Consider the following 18,795-nt stretch of genomic DNA (forward strand, 5'->3'; position numbering starts at 1 on the left):
AACTACACCATTTTAACAATCTGACGCCGATCGGGATATGCGTTAGAGGAATTTTTATTCCGCCAGAACCGGGTGGCCGCTGATGCTTAACGTGGTGATGGATGCGTTGTTGACCAGCAACGCTCTGGCGCCAAGCGGCAGGGTGACCGTACGCTGCTCGTGACCGAAATCCAGGCCGCTGATGACCGGAATGTTAAGCTGCTGGCGAAGGTAGTCGTATACCATCGGCAGATCGTATCCGGCATCGTAGTCGTTGGCGTTTGCGCCGGTAAAACTGCCGAGGATAATCGCCCGCTGACGCGCGAGAATACCGCTGTTGAGTAGCTGTAATAGCATGCGTTCGACGCGGAACGGGTGTTCGTTAATATCTTCCACCACCAGAATTCCGTCGCTAATCTGCGGCATCCACGGAGTGCCGATAAGCGAAGTCAGCATCGCCAGGTTGCCGCCCCACAGCGTGCCGTCGGCGCGACAGTCCGGGCCTTCACCGTGCCATTCGAGCGTAAACGCCGGGTTGCGCAGCGCCTGCCAGAAATGGTGCTCGGTAAATTCGTTCAGCGTTTCAGCGCCGAAGTTTCCCGCCAGCATCGGCCCGCTAAAAGTGATTATGCTACCCTTTGCCAGCAGCCCCAGCTGGATGGCGGTGAAATCGCTGTGGCCGCAAATAAGCAGCGGATCCTGCTGCTGGCGCGCGATCAGCGCCTGCCAGTCAATCTGCGGCAGCAGGCGAGTTGCGCCGTAGCCGCCGCGTACCGCCAGCACGATGCGGTTTATACCGGCGAGGGCGGCGAGCTGGTTGATATCGGCAAGGCGTTCATTCTCAGTTCCGGCAAAGCGCAGCGCCCGGCGGGGAATGACTTCCTGGTGCGCGACCTGGTGCCCGGCCTCCTGCAGACGCTGCACGCCGCGATACGCCGCCTCCTGGTTGATGCAGTAACCGGAAGGGGCGACGAGATAAAACTGAGACATGACAATTCCTTGCTAAGAATGAAAGGGTTATCATGCCGCCTGGAGCGTTTATTGTCATCTCCGTGCGGCAAACTTCAGCCAATAAGGATAGATGTGTGAAATTGAGATGGTGTGTTTTTTTATGTGTATTGTTGGCCGGTTGTAGTTCAAAACACGATTATCGTAACCCGCCATGGAACCCGGAAGTCCCGGTTAAGCGGGCGATGCAGTGGATGCCAATCAGCGAAAAAGCCGGTGCGGCGTGGGGCGTCGATCCCCAGCTGATTACCGCCATCATCGCCATTGAGTCCGGCGGTAACCCGACGGTGGTCAGCAAATCCGGCGCGGTTGGCCTGATGCAGCTGAAGCCCTCGACCTCCGGTCGCGATGTTTACCGGCGGATGGGCTGGAGCGGGGATCCTTCGGTGAGCGAGCTGAAGAATCCCGAGCGCAATATTTCGATGGGGGCGGCCTACCTCAGCATCCTCGAAAACGGTCCGCTGGCGGGGATTAAAGACCCGCAGGTGATGCGCTATGCGGTGGTGGTGTCCTATGCCAACGGCGCGGGCGCGCTGCTGCGGACGTTCTCGTCCAATCGCCAGGATGCGATTGAAGAGATTAACGATATGGACGCCGATGATTTCTTTGAGCACGTGGTGAAAAAGCACCCGGCACCGCAGGCGCCGCGCTATATCTGGAAGCTGCAGAAGGCGCTGGACGCCATGTAAAGGGCGCTCCCCGCAGGCTCAGCTTGCCGGGGAGCCATCGGCCCGGCCGATTCTGGAACTGCACATTGATAAAGACGCGCGGCGGGCCCCCGCCGCGCGGAGGTTTACGGCGCGACTTTTTTCTCCTCTACCGCAGCCGGCTGCTGAGCGGCAGGCTGCGCCGAGACGTCCGCCGCTTTGCCGTTGTCGTCATTCGCCGCCGGGCGCGCGGTGGGGACGGAGTCACACGGCTTCTCTTTCGGACACACCAGGTCCAGCATCTTCAGGGTGACGCCGTTGGTCCAGCCAAAGCCGTCCTGTAGCGGATACTCTCCGCCACCGCCGCCTGTTCCGGTCGAGCTGACATCATATTTTTCCACCAGCTTCTGTTCGCTGTTGTAGGTGTGCTGAACGTTGCTGAGGAACCGCCAGCTCACCTCCATTGCGATTTTCTGCTGGCCATACTTTTGCAGGCCTTCAGCGGCAACCCACTGCAGCGGCGCCCAGCCGTTCGGCGCATCCCACTGCTGGCCGCTATTGACGGTCGTGGTGGTCAGGCCGCCGGGCTTGAGCAGTCGCGCTTCGGTGGCGGCGGCGACCTTCGCGGCGCGTTCGCTGGAGGCGGCGTTGACGTACAGCGGGAACAGCGCCGCGGCGGTCAGCTGATTGCGCACCTTATGACTTTTCAGATCGTAATCGGCGTACCAGCCCTCTTTATCGTTCCACAGATATTTCTCCAGCGCTTTCTGACGGGCGTTGGCTAATGCGTCATACTGCGCGGATTTAGCGCTATCCCCTGCCGCTTTACTGGCGCGGGCGATGGTTTTTTCCATGTGGAACATCAGCGAGTTCAGATCGACCGGAACAATCGAGGTGGTGCGGATGGTGCCGAGCTGCTGCGGGTTATCCATCCAGCGGGAGCTGAAGTCCCAGCCGGATGCCGCGGCGGAGCGCAGATCGCGGTAGATTTCAGTGGCCGGGCGGTTGGGATTGTTTTTGGCGGTTGTGACGTCGTCCAGCCAGGATTCCGGACGCGGCGTGTCGTTATCGTCCCAGTAGCGGTTGAGCAGGGCACCGTCGGCCATTCGCACCACGCGCTTACTGGCGCTGCCGGGCTCAAGCGCCTCAGCGCCATCCATCCAGTACTGGTACTCTTTCTCCATCTGCGGCAGCCATTTTTTGAGCGCCTCATCGCCCTCGTGCGTGGCCAGCAGTTCAACCATAAACGGGAAGAACGGCGGCTGCGAGCGGCTCAGATAGTAGGTGCGGTTGCCGTTGGGAATATGGCCCCAGGCGTCGATCTCCGCGGCGAAGTTGGTCACCATATCTTCAATTTTATCCCAGTGGCCGCTCTCAGCCAGGCCGAGCATGGTGAAGTAGCTGTCCCAGTAATAGACTTCGCGAAAGCGTCCGCCGGGCACCACGTAGGGCTTTGGCAGCGGCAGCAGCGAATCCCATTTTTCGACGTCGACGGTACTGCGGGTCAGTACGGGCCATAATCCGTTGATATGCTGGCGCAGCGTTTGTCCTTTTGGCGGAACGTACTGGTCGTTTTCGCGAGGCAGGGTAAAGTTGAGTTCTACGAAGTGCCGCAAATCAAAGCTGGTCTGGCTTTTCTGCATACGATAATCGGCAAGGATCATCAGCGGGTCGCCGTTCGGAATGGCGTCAGCAAACGTTTTCTGGTCAGAAAAAAGTTTCGCGCTTTGCACATCGTTAAATAGCGGACCGAGCAGGATATCGGGTGATTGCGGGGTGGGACGGGTTTCTTCAGCCTGAGCCGTCAACGTCGCCAGGGCGACAAACGCGCCCCCTAGCGCCAGACGAAGAGCAAAAGGCAGGGTAGCGGGGCGACGGGAAACGGGACTCGTCATAGATTGTTCTCCTTATCATTGCAGACTATGTGCCACTGCATTCGGCCATCAGAAAACCTTAGACGAATATCCGCCGCTGCGCGTGTCCGAGGTAACATTTTAAGTGAAAACAGAGTATTTACCGGGCACTGCTCTGTTCCGCACCGACAAAATATTGGCGGTTAAAACAGCGCTGTCTTGTAGGGTACTTCGGGGGATATTTTCGCTGAATATCTGGCAATTGATAAAAAACATAATCCGCGAATAAGAAAAATAAATAGACAAGCGGCATGGTATTCCTATATGGCATTTTTATCTGCTCATCCCTGTCGCCTGAAAAAAGTTAGCGAAGTATTAAAACATGTGATCTGCCAAACAAAAAAACGGGTTCTAATACCATTGAAGGCTGACAGGATCACATAAATAAAAAAACATAAATAATTAATAAAAAAACATAATGGCATCTGTAGGAGAGAAAAGTAAAAAATGCAGACATTACAGAAACCGGTTTCATTTTTTCGTAAAGGAGTGATGTATGTCTGCTGGCGACAAAATTTCTGTCAGAGAAAAAGTAGGTTACAGCCTGGGGGACGCAGCGAGCCATATTGTATTTGACTCCTCCGTTGCCATCTTAGCCTACTTCTATACCGATATTTATGGTCTACCGCCCGCCGTGATGGGGACGATGTTTTTGCTGGTTCGTCTGCTGGATGCGATTACCGATCCGATTATGGGGGCGATTGCGGATGCCACCTCAACCCGCTGGGGGCGCTTCCGTCCGTGGCTGCTGGCTATCTGCGTACCTTTTGCCGTGAGCTGCGTGCTGGTTTACTCCATACCGTCTTTCTCCGACTCGGGGAAAGTGGTTTATGCGGTTGCGGCATATATATTTATGACATTGATGTACACCGCCATTAATATTCCTTACTGCTCACTGGGTGCGGCGCTGACTTCCGATCCGCGTGAAAGCCTCTCTCTGCAATCCTGGCGTTTTGCCATCACGCCGATTGGCGGCGCGCTGGGTACCGCGTTTATTTTACCGCTGGCTGATCTTCTTTATCCTGGCGATCGGGCGACGGGTATTCAGGTCTCCATGGCGATATTTGGCGTTATCGGCTGCCTGATGTTTGTCGTCTGTTTCGCGACCACTAAAGAGCGCGTCCAGCCGATCAAAGAAGAAAATCTGAATATTGCCCGCGATGTGAAAATTCTTTTCCGCAACGATCAGTGGCGTATTCTCTCCGTTTACAACTTTATGATGCTGGTTGCCGTGGTGATTCGCGGCGGGGCGGTGGTATATTACGTCAATAGCGTGCTGAATAAAGGTGCGGACGTTATTACAATATTCATGCTCGGCGGGATGTTTGCCTCCATGCTGGGTTCGGTGCTGGCAAAACCGTTTGGTACGCGTTTCTGTAAGGTCAGACTCTCTTTCTGGATTAATCTCGTCACCGCTGCGCTGGGCGTCGTATGCTTTATGGTGCCGGTACAATATTGGGTGCTGGTGCTCGGCGTGCATATTCTGATCTCCATTATTCAGGGCGGCAACGGCGCGCTACAGTGGTCAATGATAACCGACGTTAATAACTATGGTGAATGGAAAACCCAGCGTCGTATCACTGGAATGAACGTCGCGGCGAATATTTTTGTGATTAAGCTCGGTGTAGCCGTTGGTGGTGCGATTCTTGGATGGGTGCTGGCTTACTACCATTACGCGGCTAACACCACGGTGCAACCAGCCTCTGCGGTACATGGCGTAGTGCTATTGTTCACCCTGGTACCGTCAATTTTCTATGTTCTTACCGCAGTCTCTATTAAATTCTATGGCTTAACAGAAAATAGAATGAATGGCATTGTTGATGATTTGAAAAAAGGAACTTTTGCCGAGTCCTGAAAATAACAGAATAACACTTGTGGCGTTGTGAATTCATCTTCACATAGCCACAGGTGTATCCTGAATGAAATAAACAATAATTAATTTAGGGATATTCAAATGAAAATAAAATATATGGCTTTGGCTATTGGCGCCATTATGTCCTCTAATGTGATAGCAGCAAAAAATAATACCTCTGCCGATATTGACCAGCGCCTTGCGCAACTGGAGCAAAGATTAATTAACGCTGAACAGCGCGCCGCCGACGCGGAAGCGCAGATACAAACGCTTAAACAACAGCAAACAACGGCAGCAAAAACCGCGCCGGCGGTGAAAGTCGATGCCGCTGACCCGGTCGCTCCCGGCGCGACGCCCACGAAGCTTACGCTCTCTGGCTATGGCGACCTGAAGTTTTATGGCGATGTGGAATTCAATATGGATGGCGCCAGCGGTAGCGGTAGCCTGACGTCGGTAAAAACCTCTTCGAGTAAAAACTGGGCGCCGGGTACTAAAGAACGTTGGGATATTAACGGCCGTATTCTGCTGGGCTTCGATGGTATGCGCAAAATGGATAACGGCAATTTTGCCGGTTTCTCCGCCCAGCCGCTGGCTGATATGACCGGTAAAATGAACCTTGATGATGCGGTATTCTTCTTTGGCAGGGAAGATGACTGGAAGGTGAAAGTTGGTCGTTTCGAGGCCTACGATATGTTCCCGCTGAATCAGGATACGTTTGTCGAATATTCCGGCAACACGGCTAACGACCTCTATAGCGATGGCTACGGCTATATTTACATGATGAAAGAGGGCCGCGGCCGTAGCAGCAGCGGCGGCAACTTCCTGCTCAGTAAAACGATAGATAACTGGTATTTCGAACTTAATAACCTGGTGGAAAACGGCAGTACGCTGTTCCAGGACTCCAGCTATCACGGCAATACCCTGGAAAATGAGAAAAACGTCGCCTATTTACGTCCGGTGATTGCGTGGAATAGCGGTCGCTTCTCTACCGCAGTAGCGATGGAAAAGAACGTCGTGAAGAATGCTTACGGTTATTACGACAATCGCGGCAGTTGGGTCGACCAGTCGGACCGTACCGGCTATGGCTTGACGATGTCATGGAATGGACAAAAAACCGATCCGGAAGATGGGGTCACCACTAACCTGAACGTGGCCTATATGGATGCCTCCGATGAGAAGGATTTCACCGCAGCTATCAACTCCCTCTGGCATCGTTTTGAACTGGGTTACATCTACGCCCACAACAAAATCGACAAGTTTAACTCGGCTAATTATGTCTCTACCTGCGACGATGGCTGCTGGATCTCCAACGTGGGTGACTACGATATCCACACCATTCACGCATCGTACCTGTTCCCCAATGTCATGGATATGAAGAACTTCAACATCTACCTTGGCGCTTACGCCTCGTGGATTGAAGCGAAACCAACGGATGGCGACAAACATGAAGACTCCCGCTACGGTGGCCGTCTACGTTTCAAATATTTCTTCTGATCAAAGCAGAGCCCGCATTGTGCGGGCTCTGTTCATTATGCCATTACGCCTCCTGCGGAGGCTCGAGTTAACAGGACTACATCATGTTTGACAGTAAAGCGGGCACTCCGCTGGAAGGGTTTGCCGAATTTGCCACTGCCGCTGCCGCCGAAGGCGCTGTATTGCTGAGAAACGATCGCGGAATGCTCCCACTCAATCCTCTGCAGCCGGTTTCACTATTTGGCCGTACGCAGATTGACTACTATCGCAGCGGTACCGGTTCCGGTGGGGCTGTTAACGTGGTGAGTCGTACAACTTTGTTGCAGGCAATGCGGGAGCGAAGCGGGGGCAGGCTCAATGAGCAACTGGCCGCGCTTTACGAAAGCTGGATTGAACAACACCCCTTCGACAACGGCGGAGGGGGCTGGGCAGCGGAACCCTGGTACCAGCAGGAGATGCCGCTGAGCGATGAGCAGATTCGTCAGGCCCGCGCCGTCTCGACCCAGGCTGTTATTGTCCTCGGTCGTACCGCGGGCGAAGATCAGGATAATGCCGATGTTGAAGGCGGGTACCGGCTCACGGCCGATGAGAAGCACATGCTACACCAGGTATGCCGAGAGTTTGATGAAGTGGCAGTCGTGTTGAATACCGCCGGGCTTATCGATCTCTCATGGGCTGACGATCCGCTGCTGCGTCAACGCATTCGCGCGCTTCTGTATGTCTGGCACGGTGGCGCGCACGGCGCACAGGCCGCAGCCTCGTTGCTATACGGCGATGTGACCCCTTCAGGTAAGCTGGTTGGCAGCATTGTGATATCGCTGGACGATCATCCGGCATCCCCCTGCTGGGGTGCGGAAGAAAAAAATCTCTACCAGGAAGATATCTACGTTGGCTATCGCTACTTCGAAACCTTTTGTCCGCAGCGCCTGCAGTTCCCCTTTGGCTTTGGTCTCTCATACACCTCTTTCACCCTGCAATCGGCGCGGGCGGAGACTTTTGGCGACCTGATCAAGGCGACCGTCACCGTGACCAATCGCGGGGAGCGCTTCGCGGGCAAAGAAGTGGTGCAAATCTACCTCCAGGCGCCGCAGGGCGCGCTCGGCAAACCGGCCAAAGCGCTGGTGGCTTTTGCCAAAACTCGCCTGCTGCAACCGGGGGAAAGCGAAACCTTAACGTTATCGATCCCGCTGGAGCGTTTTGCCTCCCTGGACGATAGCGGGGCGACCGGGCATCCACACTGTTATGTGATGGAGCCAGGGCTTTATCGTTTGCTGCTTGGTAACAGCGTGCGCGATCTACAGCCGCTGCCGGTTGACGGCGAGGCGGGGTACGCGCAGAAAACGCTGCGGATCCTCTCCTGCCATCAGCAGGTGCTGGCGCCGACGGTGCCTTTCGTACGTATAAAACCGGTCGCGGACGGCGATGATGGGCGCTATCAGATCGAGTGGGAGGACGTGCCGCGGCGGGAGATTAATCTGCGCGCGCGCATTGAGGAGCGTTTGCCAGAGGCTATCACCCTTACCGGCAACCAGGGACTGACCCTCAACGACGTTGCGGAAGGGCGTACCACGATGAATGCCTTTGTTGCTCAGCTGTCTGTTGAGGAGCTGGCCTGCCTGGTGCGCGGTGAAGGCATGTGTAGCCACAAGGTGACGCCCGGCGTCGCGTCGGCTTTTGGCGGCGTGGCCGACAGCCTGCTGGAAAAAGGTATTCCTCTGGCATCGACCGCCGACGGCCCATCCGGGATTCGCATGGATAACGGCGCGAAGGCCACTTTGCTTCCCAGCGGTACATTATTGGCCTCCAGCTGGGACCCGATCCTCGTGGAACGCTTATACGTGATGGAAGGCAAAGAGCTGCTGCGCAACGGTATCGACCTGCTGTTAGGGCCGGGGATGAACATCCAGCGCCATCCGCTGAACGGGCGTAATTTTGAGTACTTTTCCGAAGATCCGCTGCTCACCGGGATGATGGCGGCGGCGGTGGTTCGCGGCATTCGCAGCGGCGGCGGGATTGCCACCCTCAAGCACTTTGCCTGCAACAATCAGGAGTTCGCCAGAGCCAAAGCGGATTCGGTGGTGTCAGAGCGCGCGCTGCGTGAAATCTATCTCAAAGGTTTTGAGTATGCGGTGAAATCCGGCGGCGCAAATGCGGTAATGACCGCTTATAACCCGGTCAACGGCCACCATGCCGCATCCAACTACGATCTCACCACCACCGTACTGCGCGAGGAGTGGGGCTTTCGCGGGATCGTGATGACCGACTGGTGGGCAACGATGAACGATCCCATCGATGGCGGCGCGGCGAGCACTCACAACACCGCGGCGATGATCCGCGCGCAGAACGACCTTTATATGGTGGTCAATAATAACGGCGCGGAAGTTAATGCGGGGGGAGATAATACCCTGGCGGCGCTGGCGACAGGCGAGCTAACGCTCGGTGAGCTTCAGCGCTGCGCGATAAACATCCTCGACTTTATGATGCAGACGCAGGTCTTTAAGCGCGGGGAGATGCCGCGGGCGGGGATTATTCGCCTGGCGGCGGATCCTGCGTGCGATGGGGCCTGTCCTGGCGCAATTAAAATCGCCGAGCAGTCGCGGCTGCGCTACGACGAGGAGCTGGTGCTGAGCGTTGAGCGAACAGCGGTTTATGACGTGCTGGTGAGCGTTCACGCTAACGGTGCGCCGCTCGCACAAACCGCCTGCAACCTGCTGCTTAATGAACAATTTGTGGCGACGATCCAGACCAACGGTACGCTCGGTCGTGAGATTGTGCAGAAGCTGTGTCGGATTGAGCTACAGTCAGGGAAATATCGTGTAGGCTTTGATTTTATCAAGCCGGGTCTGGTGGTGGACTGGCTGGAACTCAAGCTCGTTAATGACTAATTTCCGTCTCAGGAGCCGCCGATGAACCGACGCCATTTTTTGTTTTTAAGCGCCGCCGCGCTGCTGGCGGGCGGTCGTCTTCGCGCCGCTGAAAGCCAGCAAACGATCCGCCTGTGGCCTGGCGTGCCTCCCGGCGGCGGCGGACCGGACGGCCCCGTTCGCTTATCGGCATGCGGCGCGCTAAGCCATATCGCCCAGCCTGAACTGACGGTATGGCGTCCCGCAGCGCCACGCGGCCACGGCGTATTAATTGCTGCCGGCGGCGGCTATCGACGCATTGAAATGGCGAAGGAGGCCTGGCCCGCCGCGCGCTGGCTAACGATGCGCGGCTATACCGCGTACGTGCTGACCTATCGTCTTCCCGGGGAGGGGTGGCAAGCGGGCGGCCTTGCTCCGCTGCAGGACGCTCAGCGGGCGCTGCGCCTGATTCGTCAGCGGGAAGCCAAAGTCAGCCTTCTGGGGTTTTCCGCCGGCGGACATTTGTCGGGAATGGCTGCCTGTCGCGCCGATTTTGCCTCTTACTCGCCGATCGACGGCGTGGACGACACCCCGCCCCGGGCCGACGGCGCCGCGCTGATTTATCCGGTGATTTCCCTCGAACCTCCGTACACCCATACCGCCACCCATCGGCTCCTCGCCGGGCCTCACGCCGCGGAGGCGGTCGATCGCGCCTGGTCGGTACAAACCTGGGTCAGCGGGCGGACGCCGCCCTGTTTTCTGGTTCAGGCGGAGGACGATAATGTCTCCGATCCGCACAATACGTTGATAATGGCCGCCGCCTGCCGTCAGCATCAGGTCCCGGTCAGCCTGTATCGTTACGCCAGCGGCGGTCACGGTTTTGCGCTGGGCCGGGCCGGTACGCCCAGCGTCGAGTGGCCCGAGCGCTACGCAGCGTGGCTCGCGGCGCGTTAGCATCGCGTGAATCGACTTGCCCCAAATTGGTGCGTTTAAAGCGAAAAACAGGCCATAAATAAGCAAAGCGTCTGATTGTTTTTTATTCAATTCAGCGTCATGGCATAACAGCGTAACGCCGCGCCGCCGCGCTGCGTTACCTGGCATAATTAATGCTTATCTCTTACCGGGATTACCTCAAAGTGAGTACAACCGGAGGAGACGGCCATGATAAAAATAACGCTTCCTGACGGGCATTATTATGATGAGATGCTTACCGCACAGGGAGAGCAGCGTCAGCACTATAACGCCTGGTGGCAATGGTTTCGCAGTACCGATCAATTCTCTATCCGGCAGAAGAAAGAGCAGGCGGAGCTGCTCTTTCACCGCATCGGCATCACCTTTAACGTCTACGGCGAGGATGAGGGCACCGAACGACTGATCCCTTTCGACAGCGTGCCGCGTATTATTCCCGCCGGCGAGTGGCAGCGGATTGACCGCGGCATCCGCCAGCGGGTGAAAGCGCTCAACGCTTTTCTTTACGATATCTACCACGATCAAAATATCCTTCGCGCGGGGCTGATCCCGGCCGAACAGGTACTGGCGAACGAACAGTATCAACCCTGTATGCAGGGGATAAATTTACCCAATAACACCTACGCCCATATCACCGGAGTCGATATGGTGCGCAACAGCGACGGCCAGTATTACGTGCTGGAGGATAATCTGCGCACCCCCTCCGGCGTCTCCTACATGCTGGAAAACCGCAAAATGATGATGCGGCTGTATCCCGAAATGTTCGAACAGCACCATATTGCGCCGGTAGAACGCTACCCCAGCTATCTGCTGCAAACGCTGCGCGAAAGCTCGCCGGTGGACGATCCGTGCGTGGTGGTGATGACCCCGGGGCGGTTTAACAGCGCCTATTTTGAACACAGCTTTTTGGCCCAGCAGATGGGCGTTGAGCTGGTGGAAAGCGCGGATCTGTTTATTAAAACCGGGGCGGTGTACATGCGCACCACCGAAGGACCGCGGCGCGTGGACGTCATTTACCGGCGTATCGACGACGCATACCTTGACCCGCTGGCCTTCCGCGCCGACTCCATGCTAGGCGTTCCGGGGCTGCTGTCGGTGTATCGCGCCGGGGGCGTGGTGCTGGCCAACGCCATCGGTACCGGCGTCGCCGACGATAAATCGATCTACCCCTTCGTACCGGAGATGATCCGCTTCTATCTGGGCGAGCAGCCGATCCTGAGCAATATTCCCACCTGGCAGTGTCGTAAGGCGGAAGATCTCAGCTACGTGCTGAGCAATCTTGAACTGATGGTCGTGAAAGAGGTTCACGGCGCGGGCGGCTACGGCATGCTGGTTGGCCCGCGCTCGACCAAAGAGGAGCGCGATGCGTTTCGCCAGCGCCTGCTGGCGAATCCGGCCAACTATATCGCCCAGGACACCCTGGCGCTGTCGACCTGCCCAACCTTTGTCGACGAGGGGCTGGCGCCGCGCCATATCGATTTACGTCCCTTCGTCCTTTCCGGCCAGGAGATCCGCCTGGTTCCCGGCGGGCTGACGCGGGTGGCGCTAACCGAAGGCTCGCTGGTGGTGAACTCGTCGCAGGGCGGCGGCACCAAGGATACCTGGGTGATGGAGGATGATGAATCATGTTAAGCCGCACAGCGAGTGAACTCTTCTGGATGGCGCGCTACCTTGAGCGCGCGGAAAGCTATGCCCGGGTGCTGGACGTGACCTGGAAGCTGTCGATGATCCCCCGCCACAGCCAGCAGTCACGGGATTTAGCCTTGCCGCTGAATCTGTCGCTGACCCATGAGCTGTTTCAGGCGCGGCACGCGCGTTTCACTATGAGCAACCTGCTTAATTTTTTCGCGCTCGACGGCAACAACCCGTACAGCATTTTCAGCTGCGTCGAGATGGCGTGGAACAACGCCCATGCGGTGCGCGGCAGCCTGTCGGCGGAGGTGTGGGAAAGCATCAACGCCACGCGCATTGAGCTGCGAAAGCTGCGCCAGCAGGGGATCGGCGAGCTGGGCAACGACGCTTTCTTTGAGTGGGTAAAAGAGCGGGTACATCTGTTTCGCGGGGCGATCCTCGGCACGCTGCTGCGTAACGACGCCCTGAGCTTTATCGGGATCGGGACGCTGATCGAGCGGGCATCCGCCACCGCGCAGCTGCTGTTGATTAAGGATCAGCAGTTGAACAGCGATCCCGATCCGGTACGCGAGTACTACCGGCTGGATACGCTACTTAATGCGGTCAGCGCCCGCGAGGCCTACAACAGCATTTACCGCCAGCCGGTCAGCCGCGAAACGGTGATGGAGCTGCTGATCCTGCGCAACGATGTGCCGAGATCGCTGAGAGCGAGTATTTCCGACCTCGTCGGGCAGCTGGAACAGATTGCCAACGACCGCTCGCACTTGCCGCTGCGGCTGGCGCACCAGCTCAACGTCGACCTGCGTTTCAGCACCCGCGACGATCTGGCGCAGGCCGATTTACAGGTCACCCTTAATGCACTGCTGGCGCGGATTAACGCGCTTTCCGACAGCATCAGACAAACCTATCTGGAGGCGTTATGAAACTGGTTATCGATCACCTGACCCGCTACGGCTACGATGAAGAAGTGAAGTTTTCGACCCAGTATCTGCGCCTGACGCCGCGCAGCAGCGGTCGGCAGAAGATCACCGCCTGGACATTAACCCTGCCGGACGGTTCCGCCGTCGCTACCACCGACGCCTGGGGCAACGTGCTGCACGTGCTGACGCTGGATAATCCGCATAAAGAGATTACCATCCGCGCCAGCGGGATCGTCGATATCGCGGAAGAGGGGGACGACATCGGCACGGAGCCGCAGGAGCTGCTGTCGCCGCTGGTTTTCTTGCGCTGTACGCCGCTCACCCGCGCTGACGGCCCGATCCGCGAATTCGCTCAGCGCTGGTATCAGCCGGAGGCGCAGGAGGAGAGCCTGAACCGGTTAATGGCCGAGCTGCTGCTGAGAATGCCCTATTCGCCGGGCGCCACCCAGGTGCAGGACTCCGCCGCCGATGCCTTTGCGCGCGCGAAAGGGGTTTGCCAGGATCACACCCACGTGTTTCTCGCCTGCTGCCGGGCGCTGGAGATCCCGGCGCGCTACGTCAGCGGCTACGTTTACAGCGATAACGCCGAGCACGTTGCCATGCACGCCTGGGCCGAAGTGTGGCTCAACGAGCGCTGGCAGTCGTTTGATATCACCAATAACACGCGCAGCCTGAATCAACATTTGCGGCTGGCGACCGGGCTGGACTATCTTGATGCGTGCCCGGTACGCGGCACCCGCCTCGGCGGCGGGGGGGAAATCATGTTAACTAACGCTGAAGTGCGCGAGCATTCGCAGCAGGCGCAGCAGCAATAACGGCAGGAACAAAAAACGATGACCTACTGTGTGGCCATGTGTTTGTCAGATGGACTGGTATTTGCCTCAGACTCCCGCACCAACGCGGGAGTGGACCATATTGCAACGTTTAAAAAACTGCACGTTTTCCATCAGGATGGCGAACGGGTCATGGTCCTGCAGTCGGCGGGCAACCTGGCCACCACTCAGAGCGTGATTAGCCTGCTCAGCGCCCGCATTCGCACCCAGCAGGAGCCTAACCTGATGCAGGTGACCTCGCTATACGACGCGGCGATGCTGATCGGCAAAACCTTACAGGAGGTGATTCAGCGCGACAGCAGCAATCAGCAGAACTGCGGCAATACCAACTTCAACTGCAACCTGCTGCTCGGCGGGCAGATCGCCGGCGAAACGCACCGGCTGTTTCATATCTATCCGGAAGGCAACTTTATTGAAGCCACGCGCGACACGCCCTATTTCCAGATTGGCGAGAGCAAATACGGCAAGCCGATTATCGACCGGGTTCTGACCATCGATACTCCCCTGGAGCAGGCGATGTGCTGCGCGCTGATTTCGATCGACTCCACCCTGCGCAGCAATCTTTCGGTGGGGCTGCCGCTGGACACCCTGCTGTACCGCAGCGGTAGCCTGAGCAGCGCCGAACAGCATCGGATCACCGAAAACGATCCCTATTTCAATACCATTCGCAAAGCGTGGTCCGAAGGGCTGCAGAGCACCTTTCTGAAGCTGCCGCCGTTCACGCCGGGCGGCCACAATCAGGCGGAAAAATAACGCCCCGGCGTCATGCCGGTCATGGTGCGGAAGAAGTAGATAAAGGCGCTATCGCTGGCGAAGTCGAGCGCCTGCGCCGTATCGGTAATCCGCTCCCCGGTTGCCAGCATCTCGACCGCTTTCATTAATCGCCACTGTTGACGCCACTGCTGGTAGGACATCCCGGTATCGCGGCGAAACAGTCGGCTGATGGTTTTTTCGCTGGCGCCGCAGCGGGCAGCGAGCGTCCCAAGCGGCGGCGGCAGCGCGTCGCCGCAAACCATCGCCAGCCGTTTATCCTGCGGCAGCGCGAGCATCATCGGCTCCCGCGCGGCGGCGCGAATTTCCGCCTGGCACAGGGCGGCGAGATGTCGCGCCGGCTCGGCCTCCCAGTCGGTATCCCAGGGGCTGGCGCTGATGCGCTCTAATAGTTCGCGCAGCAGCGGCACCACGTTGAGTATCGCCGACTGCGTTGGCAACTGAGGGTAACGCTGCGGCTGAAACCAGACGGAACGATAGTCGACAATGTTTTTCATCTCCGCGCGATGGCTGACTTCAGCGGGGATCCACGCCGCGCGCCCCGGCGGCAGCAGGCACAGCAGGGCGCCATCGTCGAGCGTTAAACGCACGCATCCCTGACGGGTAAACAGGATCTGCGCCATCTTATGCCGGTGGCTGCCGGAGTCGTGGTTACCGAGCGCCGACTGCACGCCAATCAGGCTACTTTTCAACGCATCCGGATCGAATGCCGCGTCAGCGTCAAGCCAGGCCATAATGTCTGATTTCCGATATTTAAAGTCATTATGTTTATAATGTTCGATAAACGGCTTCCCTACAATAGCGCCTCTTGTTAATCAGGAGGTGGATATGTTGGGACGTGCCGCGCTGGTGCTGGTGACCGCGCTACTGATGTTTCCGCAAATAGCGGAAACGATTTATAGCCCGGCGCTGACCGATATCAGCGCCCGTTTTTCCGTGAGCGCGCCGCAGGCGGCGCTAACCCTTTCCGTGTACTTTATCGGTTTTGCCGTCGGCGTTTTGCTGTGGGGCGGATTCAGCGATCGCTACGGCCGGCGTCCGGCCCTGCTGGCGGGGTTAGGGGTTTACGCATTGGGGTGCCTGATGGCGCTGTGGGCGACGGATTTTTCGCTGCTGCTGGCGGCACGGATCGTCACGGCCGCTGGCGCGGCAACCGGTTCAGTGGTGACGCAGACGGTCCTGCGGGACTGCTATCGCGGGCGGCAGCTGGCGGGAATTTTTTCGTTTATCGGCCTGGCGCTGGCGGTGAGCCCGGCCGTCGGGGTCTATATCGGCGGCGGGTTGACCGCCCTCTGGGGGATGCGCGGCGTATTCAGCGCGCTGGCGCTTTTGGCCGCCGCGCTTCTGCTGGGCTGCCTGGCATTGATGCCGGAAACGCGTCCGCAAAACCTCAGGAGAGGGCCGTTTCTTCACGTGCTGCGGCGGATGGTGGGCGATACGCGTATCGCCCTGGCGGCAATCCTGGTGGCGGCATTTAACGTCAGCCTGTTCAGCTACTACAGCCTGGCCCCGTTTCTGTTCGCCCGATTCGATCTTGATGCCCTGACGTTTGGCTACAGCGGCATGGCGCTTGCCGCGGGTTCGCTGCTCGGCGCGCTGCTTAACCACCGGCTGCTGCGTCGGAATGTCTCGCTGGGGCGGATTCTCGCCATCGCCTGCATTCTGCACTTAGTCGGCGGCGTCGCGGTGTACGTGCTGCGGGAATCAATCTGGTTTGTGGCGCCGGTTGCGCTGGTCACCCTTGCCTGGGCCATGGCGATCCCGCTGGTGTTGGGGTCGGCGCTGAGCGCCTACGGCGACTGTCGGGGCACCGCCGGCGCCTTTTTCGGCCTGTTTTATTATGTCCTGATTGGCGCCGGTCTGCTGGCGGCCGGGTGGGGGCAATCGCTGGGGGCGTCGCTGCTGGCGTGCGCGGGCGTGAGCATGCTCGCCGGGTGGCGATATATCATCGTGCTCAACGAGGGCTAAGGTGATTTTCTGGCAAAGCTAAGCGATTTAAATTCTTTGTTATTTAACGCGTTATCTCACATCTTCGGAGGATCAAACGATAACGCGAAAAGGCAGTGGCAGGAATGGCAAAAAGCAGGTCGGTCTATCTGCATCCGCAGCAGCGCGAGCGGATTCATCAGTTTTCCCGTAGCTGGCTGTGGCGCAGCGAGCTGCCCACCTGGCTACTGATCGTTGCCGTCTACGGCGGCTGGTTTGCCTCGCTGGCCTGGTGGCGCGAGCTGGGCATTTTCCCCGCCACGCTGCTGCTCATCTGGTTCACCGCCTGGTATATGTCATTGCAGCATGAGCTTATTCACGGTCACCCCACGTCGCGACCATGGTTTAACCAGCTGCTGGGGACCCTGCCGCTGGCGGTCTGGTATCCCTACGGGCTGTACCGCGACTCGCACCTGGCGCACCATCATCATCATTTGCTGACGCAGCCGGTTGACGATCCGGAATCCTACTATTTTACGCCGCAGAGCTGGCAGCGTTTTGCCCCCTGGCAGCGTAGCCTTATTCATCTGCGCAATACGTTTATCGGCAGGCTGCTGGTGGCGCCGCTGCTGGATATTGCCCAGACGCTCGGCAGCGCGCTGGCGGCATTTCGACACCGGCGGGTGAACACAATAGCGATGTGGCTGGTTCACGGTCTGCTGCTGGCGGCGCTGTTCGCGTGGATGAATCACCTCGGCTTTTCGCCGCTTTACTTCGTGCTGGCTATCAGCTACCCGGCGCTGGCGTTGACCAAAGTGCGCTCTTTCCTTGAACACCGCGCCGCGGACGATCCGCTGGCCCGTTCGGTGATTAACGAGGCGGGGCTGGTCTGGCGGGTGCTGTTCCTCAATCTCAACTACCATTCAGTGCATCACGATTTGCCGGGGGTACCGTGGTACGGGCTGCGAAAAATCTATCTGCATAATCAGGCGGAGTATCAGCGGCGCAACGCCGGGTTTGTGGTGCGCGGCTACGGTGAATGGCTGCGGCATTTTTTTGCCAGGCCGGTGGCGGTGAATGCCCATCCCGGGTTCAACCAGCAGGGTAAGGCGGATGAAGAGCATGAGTGAAAGGCTGGCGTTTCCGATGTACGCGGTGAATGACGAGGATACTCAGGCGCTCTGGCGGGCGGTGTGGCAGCTGCTGGCGGCCCGCGGCGTGGTGGAGGAGGATACGCTGTCGTATCAGGTACCTGAGGATCTGCTGACGCACTGGCGCCATCCGGCGCTGCTGTTGAGCCAGACCTGCGGTTATCCGCTGATGACGCGGCTGCCGGCAGTGCAAACGGTCGGCTGTTTTCACTATTCCGCGCCCGGATGCGAAGGGCGGAACTACCGCAGCCTGCTGGCGGTACGTGAGGCGGACGGTGGTCAGACGCTGGCGGATTTTCGCGGGCGCCGGGTCGTGTGCAATTCGCCGGATTCCCAGTCCGGCTATAACGTGCTGTTAAAAATGGTCGCGCCGCTGTCGCGCGATGGGCGTTTCTTCTCGGCGGTCGCGTTTAGCGGCAGCCATCGCCAGTCGCTGCGTGAGCTTCAGCAGGGGACGGCGGATATTGCCGCTATTGATTGCGTGACCTGGGCGCTGCTGCAGCGTCATCAGCCGGAGGCGCTGGCGGGGCTGGCGGTGATTGCGCGCAGCCCGCTCGCCCCGGGTCTGCCGCTGATTACGTCGGCGACGACGTCCGCGGCGACGCTGGGGCTGCTGAGAGAGGCATTGCAGCAGCTGGTGAGCGATGAACGCTACCGGCCGCTTTGCGAAGCGCTGTTTATCTGCGGCTACAGCGATATGCGGCGCGCGGACTATCAGCCGCTGCTGGCGTGGCGTGATGAGGCGGCGGCCAGGGGCGTTGTGCGGCTGTAGGCGGCAATTTCCCCGGGCCGCGGCGCAAGCGCCTTGCCCGGGCTACCCGATCGCAGACGGTTGTGAACCTGTAGCCCGGCTAAGCGCAGCGCAAGCCGGGAAGAAA

15 protein-coding genes are annotated in these 18,795 nt (G+C 58.4%); 12 read left to right on the forward strand and 3 right to left on the reverse strand.

Annotated elements, in window-relative coordinates; genetic code table 11:
* Nucleotides 1-54 precede the first annotated feature (54 nt).
* A complete protein-coding gene (gene ldcA / locus ABLU88_RS04375; protein WP_025106153.1) occupies nt 55-969 on the reverse strand; it encodes a muramoyltetrapeptide carboxypeptidase in 915 nt (304 codons plus the stop codon).
* Nucleotides 970-1,064: 95 nt separating this feature from the next.
* Here ldcA and emtA point away from each other — a divergent pair, with 95 nt between their 5' ends.
* On the forward strand, nt 1,065-1,676 hold the full coding sequence (gene emtA / locus ABLU88_RS04380; RefSeq protein WP_009651970.1) for a membrane-bound lytic murein transglycosylase EmtA: 612 nt from the start codon (nt 1,065-1,067) through the stop codon (nt 1,674-1,676).
* 104 nt (nt 1,677-1,780) lie between these two features.
* Here the strand turns inward: emtA and ABLU88_RS04385 are convergent, their stop codons facing one another.
* A complete protein-coding gene (locus tag ABLU88_RS04385; protein WP_025106154.1) occupies nt 1,781-3,529 on the reverse strand; it encodes an alpha,alpha-trehalase in 1,749 nt (582 codons plus the stop codon).
* 514 nt (nt 3,530-4,043) lie between these two features.
* Between ABLU88_RS04385 and ABLU88_RS04390 the strand changes: the two genes are divergently transcribed.
* The 8 genes from ABLU88_RS04390 (at nt 4,044) to ABLU88_RS04425 (ending at nt 14,822) form a co-directional block, all read left to right on the forward strand.
* Nucleotides 4,044-5,402 carry a glycoside-pentoside-hexuronide (GPH):cation symporter gene (locus ABLU88_RS04390; RefSeq protein WP_025106155.1) on the forward strand — a complete coding sequence of 453 codons (1,359 nt, stop codon included), beginning with the start codon at nt 4,044-4,046 and terminating at the stop codon, nt 5,400-5,402.
* Nucleotides 5,403-5,501: 99 nt separating this feature from the next.
* On the forward strand, nt 5,502-6,893 hold the full coding sequence (locus tag ABLU88_RS04395; RefSeq protein ID WP_103814082.1) for a carbohydrate porin: 1,392 nt from the start codon (nt 5,502-5,504) through the stop codon (nt 6,891-6,893).
* Nucleotides 6,894-6,976: 83 nt separating this feature from the next.
* Nucleotides 6,977-9,757, forward strand: a complete 2,781-nt coding sequence (locus tag ABLU88_RS04400; RefSeq protein ID WP_254539962.1) for a glycoside hydrolase family 3 N-terminal domain-containing protein — start codon at nt 6,977-6,979, stop codon at nt 9,755-9,757.
* A gap of 21 nt (nt 9,758-9,778) precedes the next feature.
* The gene (locus ABLU88_RS04405) at nt 9,779-10,669 is read left to right on the forward strand and encodes an alpha/beta hydrolase (RefSeq protein ID WP_032749983.1); all 891 of its coding nucleotides are present in this window, start codon (nt 9,779-9,781) and stop codon (nt 10,667-10,669) included.
* A 207-nt stretch (nt 10,670-10,876) separates the two neighbouring features.
* Nucleotides 10,877-12,316: a circularly permuted type 2 ATP-grasp protein gene (locus ABLU88_RS04410; protein WP_014229793.1), complete on the forward strand. Its 1,440-nt coding sequence runs from the start codon at nt 10,877-10,879 to the stop codon at nt 12,314-12,316.
* Entirely contained in the window at nt 12,310-13,239 is a 930-nt protein-coding gene (locus tag ABLU88_RS04415) for an alpha-E domain-containing protein (RefSeq protein ID WP_004103215.1), read from the forward strand. Before ABLU88_RS04410 ends, ABLU88_RS04415 begins: the two co-directional genes overlap by 7 nt.
* Nucleotides 13,236-14,051, forward strand: coding sequence for a transglutaminase family protein (locus tag ABLU88_RS04420; RefSeq protein ID WP_048263754.1), 816 nt, complete (start codon nt 13,236-13,238; stop codon nt 14,049-14,051). The genes ABLU88_RS04415 and ABLU88_RS04420 overlap by 4 nt, the downstream gene beginning before the upstream one ends.
* 18 nt (nt 14,052-14,069) lie before the next feature.
* A complete protein-coding gene (locus tag ABLU88_RS04425) occupies nt 14,070-14,822 on the forward strand; it encodes a proteasome-type protease (protein ID WP_038424660.1) in 753 nt (250 codons plus the stop codon).
* Here the strand turns inward: ABLU88_RS04425 and ABLU88_RS04430 are convergent.
* Nucleotides 14,807-15,574 (reverse strand): helix-turn-helix transcriptional regulator, encoded by a 768-nt coding sequence (locus ABLU88_RS04430; RefSeq protein WP_025106160.1) that lies wholly within the window; start codon nt 15,572-15,574, stop codon nt 14,807-14,809. The two genes, ABLU88_RS04425 and ABLU88_RS04430, sit on opposite strands and share 16 nt — an antisense overlap.
* Before the next feature lie 94 nt (nt 15,575-15,668).
* On the opposite strand from ABLU88_RS04430, the gene ABLU88_RS04435 reads away from it, so the two are divergent.
* The 3 genes from ABLU88_RS04435 to ABLU88_RS04445 all read left to right on the forward strand — a co-directional run bounded on the left by ABLU88_RS04435 (nt 15,669) and on the right by ABLU88_RS04445 (nt 18,689).
* The gene (locus ABLU88_RS04435) at nt 15,669-16,808 is read left to right on the forward strand and encodes a Bcr/CflA family efflux MFS transporter (RefSeq protein WP_048263753.1); all 1,140 of its coding nucleotides are present in this window, start codon (nt 15,669-15,671) and stop codon (nt 16,806-16,808) included.
* A gap of 104 nt (nt 16,809-16,912) precedes the next feature.
* Nucleotides 16,913-17,896: a fatty acid desaturase gene (locus tag ABLU88_RS04440; RefSeq protein WP_014229788.1), complete on the forward strand. Its 984-nt coding sequence runs from the start codon at nt 16,913-16,915 to the stop codon at nt 17,894-17,896.
* Nucleotides 17,889-18,689: a PhnD/SsuA/transferrin family substrate-binding protein gene (locus tag ABLU88_RS04445; RefSeq protein ID WP_048263752.1), complete on the forward strand. Its 801-nt coding sequence runs from the start codon at nt 17,889-17,891 to the stop codon at nt 18,687-18,689. The genes ABLU88_RS04440 and ABLU88_RS04445 overlap by 8 nt, the downstream gene beginning before the upstream one ends.
* Nucleotides 18,690-18,795: the final 106 nt, after the last annotated feature.

This window comes from Klebsiella sp. GW_Kp182, from assembly GCF_040062275.1.
Lineage (GTDB): Bacteria > Pseudomonadota > Gammaproteobacteria > Enterobacterales > Enterobacteriaceae > Klebsiella > Klebsiella michiganensis.